The following is a 9857-nucleotide window of genomic DNA, read 5'->3' on the forward strand; positions in this document are numbered from 1 at the left end:
GAACGAGTCCACCCCGGTGCGGCGCTCGACAATGCTGCGCTCGGCCGCGTCGTCTTGGTAGGAGATGGCAATCCGGCACAGCCTGTCGTACACCGACGTGGAAAGCCGTGTGGTGCCGACGTTGTCGTACGGGTTCATCGAGGCCACCATCCGAAAGGTCGGGAGTGCGGTGACGGTCCCGACCCGCGGCACCGAGATCCGGCGCTCGGCCATCGCCGTGAGGAGCGTGTTGACCGTGTCCTCGGGAGTGCGGTTGAACTCCTCCACATAGAGGAAGCCGCCGGTGCGCATGGCTTCGATGAGCGGCCCGGCGACGAAATTGTCCGGCGAATAGTCCTCGCGCAGCACCTTGGCTGGGTTGTGGTGGCCGATCAGCCGGCTCGGAGTGAGGTCGGCATTGCCTTCGACGAACTGCAGCCCAATGCCCCAGGCGTCGGTAATCGCATGCAGCAGTGTGGTCTTCGATGTCCCCGGTGGACCTTCGAGCAGCACGTCACGACCGGCAGCGACCGCCGCGAGCAGCATGTCGAGTTCGTGTTCGCGCCCGACGACCGCGGCCGCGACCCGTGCCCGCATATCGCGTACGGCCGCACCGCTCTCACCGATTGCGCGGGGCGCATCTGCCGCGCCGGTGTTGTCGATCAATGTGAGTCCCTCGTGTGTCCCGTTGCGCGTCATTTGACACCCGCCCCGGCATCGACCGGCAGCTGCACGCCGGTGACATAGCGGGCCGCATCGCTGACCAGCCAGAGAATCGCGTTGCTGATGTCGGCGGCCTCCACCCATTTCACGGGGATGAGGTTCGACCGCTGGAAGCCGGCGCCCACGTCCTCGGTGGTAGCGGTGCCCTCGGGCAGGTCGGGCCGGAACATGTCGTAGGTGTGCTGGTTGTGGATCATGTCGGTGTTCACGCTGGTCGGGTTGACCGCGTTGACGCGGATATGGAACGGCGCCAACTCGATTGCCAGCGTCTTCACCAGACCGGTGAGCCCGTGCTTCGCTGCTGCGTAGTGACCGAGGTTCTGCGCGGCCCTGAGCCCGGCCGCAGAACTGGTCACGACGATTGCGCCGCCGCGTTCGTTGCGCTTCAGGTGCGGCACCGAGGCGCGCACAGTCTTGAAGACGCCAGACAGGTTGACGTCGATCATGTCGTCCCACATGTCGTCGGACATCTCGGCCACCGGGCCGAAGGTCGCGATGCCGGCGTTGGCGCAGACGATGTCGAGCCGACCCAAGCGCGCGACGCCCTCGTCGACGGCCGCATTTATCGCCGCGGTGTCACGAACATCGGCCTCCTGGGCGACGATCTTCCGCCCGAACGACTCGACGAGTTCGACAGTTTCGGCAAGGTCGTCCGGGGTTGCGAGCGGATAGGCCACCGAGTCGATTTGCTTGCAGATGTCCACCGCGATGATGTCGGCGCCCTCCTGGGCGAGCCGGATTGCGTGGCTTCTGCCCTGCCCCCGCGCCGCACCAGTAATGAAGGCAACCTTGCCGTCGAGCTGACCCATACGCCGGACTCCCCTGTCGAACATCGCGTGCCGTGGAGCTTGTGATCTCGGTCTCAAGTTATGTCATCGAGTGCCAAAACGAAAGGATTCCCCGCATGGGGGCGTCGTTTACGATGTGCGCACCCGCCCGGAAAGATGTTTGCACTGGTCATGAGTTCCGCAGCAGACCTGCTCCGCCCCCGCGACAGCGACGCCGTGCGCGCCGAACTGCGCCGGCTCGCGGACACGGGGGCGGCACCTGTGCTCTTCGGTGGCGAGGTCCGCGCCACCGACATGCTCATGCTCTCGGAGTTCTTCGGCACCCGGACCAGCGGATTACGCGGGCTCCTCGTGGCGCCCGATTCCGGACTTGGCGGCCAGGCCGTGGCCTCGCGTCGCCCGTTCGCGGTCAGCGATTACGCCGGCGCCCGGTCGATCACCCACCACTACGACCGGCCCGTCACCGGCGAAGGAATCCGGGCCGTCCTGGCGGTGCCCGTGATCGTCGAGGGGTCGGCGCGGGCCGTGATCTACGCCGCCGATCGCAGATCCGGCCCGATCGGCGATCGCGCCGCGGACCTCATGGTGCAAGCGAGTCGCCGGCTCTCCACCGAGATCGCCATCCGCGACGAGGTCGACCGCCGGTTGCGGATGCAGACCGCCCACTCGGTCGCCCAACGCACAAGCAGGCCCGGCGCCGAGGAGTTGCGCGCGATCCACGGCGAGCTGCGCGCGATTGCGACCGGTCTCCCGCAGCCCGAACGCGGTCGACTACAAGACATCACCGCCCGGCTGGCTGCGTTGACCTCGCCCGAGTCGATGGTGGACACAGCCGGAGACATCGGTCTGTCTCCTCGCGAACTCGATGTGCTTGCGCAGATCGCGCTCGGCGCCACCAACGCCGAGGCCGCCGCACGGCTCGCGGTGCGACCCGAGACGGTGAAGAGCTACCTTCGCTCGGCGATGGGCAAGCTCGGCGCACGCACCCGGCACGAGGCCGTAGTGCTCGCGCGGCACGCCGGCTTGCTTCCGTAGCGGATCAACGCGTAATCCGCCGGTTGCGCGTTACTGCGTAGGCGCCGAGCCCGACCGCAATGACAACGACCCCGGCGACAACCGAGCTGAGCGGCAACGCGAACGCCAGGGTCAGGCAGCCGAGCATTCCGAATATGGGCACAACCCGACTTGGCCGACCTTCCTCGGGCCTGAGCGTCCACGCTGAGGCATTCGCGATCGCGTAGTACACCAGCACCGCAAACGACGAGAACCCGATCGCGCCACGCACGTCCACGGTGAGAGCGACCACCAAAACGATTGCACCGACTGCCAATTCGGCGCGGTGAGGCACCAGGAAGCGTGGATGGACTGCGGCCAGCCCGTGCGGCAGGTGCCGGTCTCGCGCCATCGCCAGCACTGTGCGCGACACACCGAGCAGCAACGCCAGCAGCGAACCGAGCGCGGCGATCCCAGCACCGATTCGCACGACAGGCGCGAGCCACGATGCACCCGCCGCGTTCACAACGTCCACGAGAGGCGCGGTGGCCGCAGCAAGTCCGTCCGGCCCGAGCACCGACAACGCGGCGACGGCCACTGCGGCGTAGACGACAAGCGTGATCGTCAGCGAGAGCGCCACCGCCCGCGGAATCGTGCGGGCAGGCTCGCGGACCTCCTCTCCCAGCGTCGCGACGCGCGCGTACCCGGCGAAGGCGAAAAACAGCAGCCCGGCGGCCTCGAGCACGCCGCCGGGACGCACACCCTCGCCGACACCCAGGTGGGCGAAATCGGCCGAGTCCGCTCCCGCCGCGGCAACGACAACGGCGGCCAGCACACCGAGGACGACGGCGACGATCCCGCGCGTGAGCAGCATCGACTTCTGCACGCCGCGGTAGTTCGCCACCGTCACCGCGACCACCGCACCGGCTGCGACAGCGTGCTCGCAACTCGGCCAGAGATAACTCCCGACCGTCAACGCCATCGCGGCGCACGAGGCAGTCTTGCCCACCACGAACGCCCATCCCGCGAGGTAACCCCACAGTTCGCCGAGGCGTTCGCGCCCGTAGACGTAAGTGCCGCCGGACTGGGGGTACCGCGCAGCCAACCGGGCCGAGGCGGTGGCATTGCAGTAGGCCACGACCGCGGCCACAGCCAGTGCGATCAGAAGTCCCGAGCCCGCGGCCTGCGCCGCAGGCGCGAGCGCGGCGAAGATGCCGGCCCCGAGCATGGCGCCGAGGCCGATCGACACGGCGTCGGCGAGGCCGATCCGCCGCGCTAGCTCCTGAATAGCGTCAGCTCGCGCTGGAGACGTTCACCATCCACGGGATGCCGAACTTGTCGGTCACCTGACCGAATTCGTCGCCCCACATCTGCTTTTCGAGTGGCACGCCGACGACGCCGCCCTCGGAAAGTTTGGCAAAGTAGCCACGCAGCTCATCTGCGTCGTCGCCGCTGAGGCTGACCGTGATGTTGTCTCCGGGGTTGTGCGACATCCCTTCCGGGGTGTCCGCGCCCATGATCGTGTACCCGCTGGGGGTTTCGAGCTGCGAGTGCATGATCAGATTGGCCTGGGCGCCCTCGCCGCCGTATTCGCCGAACGTATTCACAGCCAATTCCCCGCCGAACACGCTCTGATAGAACTCCATCGCCTGCCGGGCGTTGTCACGGAAGCTCAAGTAGGGGTTGAGACGCGACGCCATGCCTGCTCCTCGGGTTGTCGAGCACTGGGTTTGTCGAGCATCGTCCGGCGTCGAGCCTAGGCGCTCTCACCGACAGGCGGGAGCACGATTCGAACACCGGCGGCGAGCCGCCAATCAGCACAGCGATGGGCCGCCTACTAACCGCGGCTGGCCCGTCGGTACCCGATCGCGGCGGGTACCGCGAAGACAACCATCAGACCCAGCGACCACAGGGCAGTGGCGATCAGCGGCTGGGCAACCGGGCCGCCGAGCGAGAGGCCGCGCATTGCGTCGATCGCATACGACATCGGCTGATGCTGGACGATCGGCTGCACCCACTCAGGGTAAGCCGCAAGCGGCACGAAGCCGGTGGAGAAGAACATCAGCAGCGAACTGCCCAGCGAAATCGTCTCCACCAGAGCCTGTTTCGAAGACCACACCGCGACCGCGGTGACCGCGGTGGCGAACGCGAGCCCAAACATCAGCGGCACGCCGAGCAGTGCGATGGCGGCCAGGAAGCCCTGCTCGAACCGGAAGCCAAGTGCGACACCGACAACCAGAATCACGATGGTGGTGATGAGGATGCGCACGGCCTCGGCGGTGAGGCGCGACATGACACCGGACGCTCGATGCACGGGCAGCACCCAGAACCGAGCGAGCAGACCGCCGTTGCGCTCACGGCCGAGCGTGACCGCACCTGCGACCGCGCCCGACATCACTCCGACCAGCGCGGTCATGGGCACCGATCCATACAGCGCGTCATAGCCGGAGAACGACGTGATCTGTCTGCCGAGCACAGTGTTCAGCATGATCAGCAGCAGCGCCGGAAACACGAGCGACTGCACCACCGTCATCGGGTCGCGCGACCAGCGGATCAGCAGCCGCTGAGTCTGGATGGCGGTATGCGCGGGCAGCACGCGCAGAGAGCGCTCACCGCCACGTCGGGTCGGTCGGGGGAACGATTCCGCCGGGTGGACCCTTTGGGCGACAGTCCTTTCCAGGGTGGTCGTCATTACGGCCTCCTCGAGGTCATGTACACGGCGAGCGGGGCGAACACCACGATCAGCCCGACAACCCAGGCCAACGGCACGGCCATCACCGACCAGGTGACCGCCCCTGCGGCGGCCGTCGAATCACCGGCGAGGGCGCGCAGTCCGTACGTGAACTGCGAAATCGGTTGATTTCGAACGAATCCCTGCACCCACTCCGGGAACTGATCGGCCGGCGCGAAGCCCACCGAGAGCATGCCGAGGATCAGCTGCGGCAGCATCAACGCCTGCGTGGTGGCCTCGGGATTGCGCGACCACGTGCCGAGCACGTCACCGAACAGGCACAGCCCCAGCCCGATCGCGAGCGCGAAGGCGATGAATCCAACGGTGTGAGCCGGCGGGCCGAAGAACCGGAATCCGATCAGGTAGCCACACACCACCGCCGCGGCGAGCGAGATGCTGCACCGGATCATGTTGGCGGACATACGCGCCGCAAACGGTACTGCCGAAGGCATGGGCATCGCCCCGAATCGTCGGTTGATGCCCTCTACCGCGTCGGTGGCCGCGCGAAACGCCGAGCTGATCGCGGCGAACGCAAGCGCCTGCAACACGATCATCGGCATCAGGAACTGCGCGTAGCTGCTCAGCCCGGGGCCGAAGATCGTCATCACCGTGTCCAGCGGGATATAGAAGCCCACCGTGAAGACCGCCGGCGCAAGAAGCGAAGTCAGAATCTCGCCGTTGCGCAGGGTCGGCGCGAGCAGGCGGCGCGTCAGCACCCACCACTGCACCAGCGGATTCGGCCGCTGCCGTGGCGCATGCCGCACCACGTGCCGCTGTGGCGCCGCCACGCTCCGGTCGAGGATTGCGGTCACGACGCCACCGCCATACCGGAATCCGCATCGCTCTCGGGGTCGGAAATATGCCCGGTCAGTGACAGGAACACGTCATCGAGAGACGGCCGGCGCAGCGCGATATCGACGAGTTCGACACCGGCGACATCTAGTCGGCGCAACGCTTCGGCCAGGGTCCTCGCGCCGTCCGGCGCGGGCACCGCAATACGGTCCGCACCGACGATCGAGGCGGGGTCGAACCTCGGTGGCAGCAGTGGACCCAGCGCCTCGACAACGTCAGGCAGGCGCTTGAGATCCAGCGGCACGACCTCGCAGTAGCTGCCGCCCGTGCGCGACTTGAGCTCGTCTGCGGTGCCCTCCGCAATCACCTCACCGTGGTCGATGACGATGATGCGGTCACTGAGCGCGTCGGCCTCTTCGAGGTACTGGGTGGTGAGCAGGGTGGTGATGCCCATGCTCTGCAGATTCGCCACCAGATCCCAGACGCCCTGGCGGCTGCGCGGATCGAGCCCGGTGGTCGGTTCGTCTAGGAAGACCACCTCGGGGCGCACTACGAGGCCGCAGGCGATGTCAATGCGCCGGCGCATGCCTCCCGAATAGGTCGACACCTTGCGTGCGGCGGCGTGCTCGAGGTCGAACTCACCGATCAACTCGGTGGCCCGCGCTTTGGCCGCAGATTTGCGCAGGCCCATGAGCCTGCCGAACATCATCAGGTTCTCGAACCCGGTCAACGCCTCGTCGAGCGCGGCGTACTGGCCGGTCAGCATGATCGAGGACCGCACACCCGCCGCCTCGGTGACGACGTCGTAGCCGGCGACCTCCGCGTACCCGGCATCCGGGCGAACCAGTGTGGACAGGACGTTGACCATCGTGGTCTTGCCTGCGCCGTTGGGACCGAGGATGCCCAGCACCTCGCCGGGACTGGCCTCGAACGTGACTCCGCGCAACGCCTGTGTCGCACCGAAGGACTTGTGCACGTCCTCGACGCGGACGGCGTACCTGTTGTCGGTCATGTGTACTAAATCTGCTCTTCACCAGGGCAATCCGACAGCGCCCCCAGTGCTGACAGTCCGACCCCGAGGGTGCGGGATTCAACACCTAGGTGTGCGCGGCATGGCCGCGCACTTCCTCGAGCCGCCGCGCACGCCTGGACATGCGCGGCCACCGGAAATGGTGCGCGGTGGTGCTACTTCCGGCTCGCGCGGCGGTAGCCGATCGCGGCGGGGATCGCGAAGACCACGATCGCGCCGGCGGACCACAGCACTGTCTTGATCAGCGGCGCCTGCACCGGCCCACCCAGCGACAGTCCCTTCATCGCGTCGATCGCGCACGTGAGTGGCTGGTTCTCGACGAACGGCTGGATCCACTCCGGGTAGGCGTCGAGCGGCACGAAGCCGGTGCTGAAGAACATCAGCAGCGAACTACCGAGCGAAATAGCCTCCACCAGTGTCGCTTTCGCGGTGAACAATGCAATCGCGGTCACCATGGTCGCGAACGCCAGGCCGAAAAGCAGTGGCACAGCGACGAAGCCGATCGCGGCCGGTATCCCCTGGGTGAATCGGAAACCCAGCACGTATCCCACGGCCACGATCACCGCGGTGGTCGCCACGATGCGGACACCCTCGGCAAGAATCCTCGAAACCAGACCGGACGCCCGGTGGATCGGCAGCACCCACATGCGTGCCAGCAGACCGTCATCGCGTTCGCGACCCATCGTTACCGCGCCGGCGATCGAGCCGGACATCACGCCCACGAGCGCGGTCATCGGAACCGTGCCGTACAGCGCGTCGTAACCGGCGAACGACGAGATCTGGCGGCCCAGCACGGTGTTCAACATGACCAGCAGCAACGCGGGGAAGAACAGTGCCTGAGTGAGCGTCATCGGGTCCCGGGTCCACCGCCGCAGCAAGCGTTGCGTCTGGATCCAGGAACCCATCGCCAAGGACGCCACCGACCGCTCGCGCACGACGCGGTCCCGGTCCGGGAAACCTTCGACCGCGCCCGGAAGTGCCGCGGAATCGGCGCTGCTCAGCGTCGCCATCACGGCCTCCTCGTGTTGGTCCACACGGTGAGCGGGACGAGCACCACGATCATGCCGAGCGCCCACGCCAACGGCGGAAACATCAGTGACCACGTAACTTCACCGGCGTTGCCCGAGGTGTCTCCGGCAAATGCCCGGAGCGCGATCACCCATTGCGACACCGGTTGGTTACGGACGAAACCCTGGATCCACTCCGGGAATTGGTCGGCGGGTGCGAAGCCCACCGACAGCATGCCGAGTATGAGCTGAGGCAACATGAGCGCCTGCGTGGTCGCCTCTGGGCTGCTCGACATCGTGCCCAGCAGGTCGGCGCCAACCGACAACGCCGCGCCGACCAGGGCCGCGAACGCAAAGAAGCCCACAGTGTGCCAAGCCGATCCCTCGAACCGGAACCCGATGATGTAGCCGCACACCACAGCTGCGGCCATCGAGATCACGAAGCGGAATGCCGTTGCCGACATGCGGGCGCCGAGCGGAACGGCGATCCCGATCGGCATTGCGCCGAATCGACGGTTGATCCCCTCGACCGCGTCGGTGGCGGAGCGGAAGGCCGCCGAGATCGCGGTGAACGCCAACGACTGCATCACGATCAGTGGCATCAGGAACTGCGCATAGCTGCTCAGCCCGAACCCGAACACCGTCATCACGGTGTTCAGCGGCAGATAGAACCCCAGCGTGAAAACCGCCGGCGCCAGGATGGACGTGAGCACTTCACCCGAGCGGAAGGTCGGCGCGATCAGCCGTGAGGTCAGCACCCACCACTGCTGCGCCTGGGAGGTCTTGGGGCGCGTGGCCGGTAAGCCGGCGGTCAATGCCTCGGCGACGCTCACGATCCCGCCTCCGCCCCGGTGGGCACTGACGCGTGACCGGTCAAGCTGAGAAAGACGTCATCCAGCGAGGGCCGCCGCAACGCGATGTCGACGAGCTCGATGTTCGACTGGTCGAGCCGCCGCAAGGCCTCGGCGAGGGTCTTCGCACCCTCCGGGGCGGGCACTGCGATCCGGTCCGAATCGGCGCTGATCGCGCTGCGGTACTCCAGTGGCAGCATCGGTCCCAGCACGTCGATGATCGCCTGCATGTCGCGCATATTCAGCGGAACGACCTCGCAGTAACTCCCACCGGTGCGCGCCTTCAGTTCGTCCGCGGTGCCTTCCGCGATCACCTTGCCGTGGTCGATCACGACGATGCGATCACTGAGCGCGTCGGCCTCCTCCAGGTACTGCGTGGTCAAGAGGGTGGTGATGCCCAGTTGTTTGAAGCCCGCGACCAGGTCCCACACGCTTTGACGGCTACGCGGGTCCAGACCGGTGGTCGGTTCATCGAGGAACACCACATCCGGCCGAACCACGAGTCCGCAGGCGATGTCGATGCGCCGGCGCATGCCGCCCGAGTAGGTCGACACCTTGCGGTCGGCCGCGCCAACGAGGTCGAACTCGCGCACCAGGTGCTCGCCACGCTCCCGTGCCGTCTTTTTGCTCAACCCCAGCAACCGGCCGAACATCACCAGGTTCTCCAGCCCGGTGAGCATGTCGTCGAGGGCCGCGTACTGGCCGGTCAGCATGATCGACCGCCGCACCTCCGTCGGGTTGGCGACGACGTCGTGGCCGGCGACCACGGCGCGACCGCCGTCCGGATGCACGAGCGTCGACAGGATATTGACGGTGGTCGTCTTGCCGGCGCCGTTGGGGCCCAGAATGCCGAGTACCTCGCCGCGGGCCACTTCGAAGCTCACGCCCCGCAAAGCCTTTGTCTCGCCGAAGGATTTCTCCAGGCCCTCGACAACGACCGCGGTGTCCGTTCCAGTCATCCGC

11 protein-coding genes are annotated in these 9857 nt (G+C 66.9%); 1 reads left to right on the forward strand and 10 read right to left on the reverse strand.

The features are described from left to right. Together A8G08_RS17805 and A8G08_RS17810 are read right to left on the reverse strand one after the other, a co-directional pair. The coding region (locus tag A8G08_RS17805; protein WP_157108635.1) for an AAA family ATPase at nt 1–576 on the reverse strand (576 nt) is incomplete at its 3' end. Nucleotides 577–674: 98 nt separating this feature from the next. Next, nucleotides 675–1511 carry a mycofactocin-coupled SDR family oxidoreductase gene (locus A8G08_RS17810; protein ID WP_068277008.1) on the reverse strand — a complete coding sequence of 279 codons (837 nt, stop codon included), beginning with the start codon at nt 1509–1511 and terminating at the stop codon, nt 675–677. Between the two features lie 150 nt (nt 1512–1661). Between A8G08_RS17810 and A8G08_RS17815 the strand changes: the two genes are divergently transcribed. Then, nucleotides 1662–2525, forward strand: a complete 864-nt coding sequence (locus A8G08_RS17815) for a LuxR C-terminal-related transcriptional regulator (RefSeq protein WP_068277160.1) — start codon at nt 1662–1664, stop codon at nt 2523–2525. A 4-nt stretch (nt 2526–2529) separates the two neighbouring features. Here A8G08_RS17815 and A8G08_RS17820 read toward each other — a convergent pair whose 3' ends face one another. From A8G08_RS17820 to A8G08_RS17855, 8 genes are all read right to left on the reverse strand, one after another. Next, complete coding sequence (locus A8G08_RS17820) at nt 2530–3771, reverse strand: APC family permease (protein ID WP_068277014.1); 1242 nt, start codon at nt 3769–3771, stop codon at nt 2530–2532. A gap of 4 nt (nt 3772–3775) precedes the next feature. Then, on the reverse strand, nt 3776–4183 hold the full coding sequence (locus tag A8G08_RS17825) for a VOC family protein (protein WP_068277020.1): 408 nt from the start codon (nt 4181–4183) through the stop codon (nt 3776–3778). A gap of 137 nt (nt 4184–4320) precedes the next feature. Then, entirely contained in the window at nt 4321–5175 is an 855-nt protein-coding gene (locus A8G08_RS17830; protein WP_084436448.1) for an ABC transporter permease, read from the reverse strand. Then, a complete protein-coding gene (locus tag A8G08_RS17835; RefSeq protein WP_425394576.1) occupies nt 5175–6017 on the reverse strand; it encodes an ABC transporter permease in 843 nt (280 codons plus the stop codon). The genes A8G08_RS17830 and A8G08_RS17835 overlap by 1 nt, the downstream gene beginning before the upstream one ends. A 5-nt stretch (nt 6018–6022) precedes the next feature. Beyond that, complete coding sequence (locus A8G08_RS17840) at nt 6023–7018, reverse strand: daunorubicin/doxorubicin resistance ABC transporter ATP-binding protein DrrA (protein ID WP_068277026.1); 996 nt, start codon at nt 7016–7018, stop codon at nt 6023–6025. A gap of 173 nt (nt 7019–7191) precedes the next feature. Continuing rightward, entirely contained in the window at nt 7192–8046 is an 855-nt protein-coding gene (locus A8G08_RS17845) for an ABC transporter permease (protein ID WP_084436470.1), read from the reverse strand. Continuing rightward, nucleotides 8046–8876 (reverse strand): ABC-2 transporter permease, encoded by an 831-nt coding sequence (locus tag A8G08_RS17850; RefSeq protein WP_245672879.1) that lies wholly within the window; start codon nt 8874–8876, stop codon nt 8046–8048. The genes A8G08_RS17845 and A8G08_RS17850 overlap by 1 nt, the downstream gene beginning before the upstream one ends. Next, entirely contained in the window at nt 8873–9853 is a 981-nt protein-coding gene (locus A8G08_RS17855; RefSeq protein WP_068277171.1) for a daunorubicin/doxorubicin resistance ABC transporter ATP-binding protein DrrA, read from the reverse strand. The genes A8G08_RS17850 and A8G08_RS17855 overlap by 4 nt, the downstream gene beginning before the upstream one ends. Nucleotides 9854–9857 lie beyond the last annotated feature (4 nt).

The organism is Aldersonia kunmingensis (genome assembly GCF_001646865.1).
GTDB lineage: Bacteria > Actinomycetota > Actinomycetes > Mycobacteriales > Mycobacteriaceae > Aldersonia > Aldersonia kunmingensis.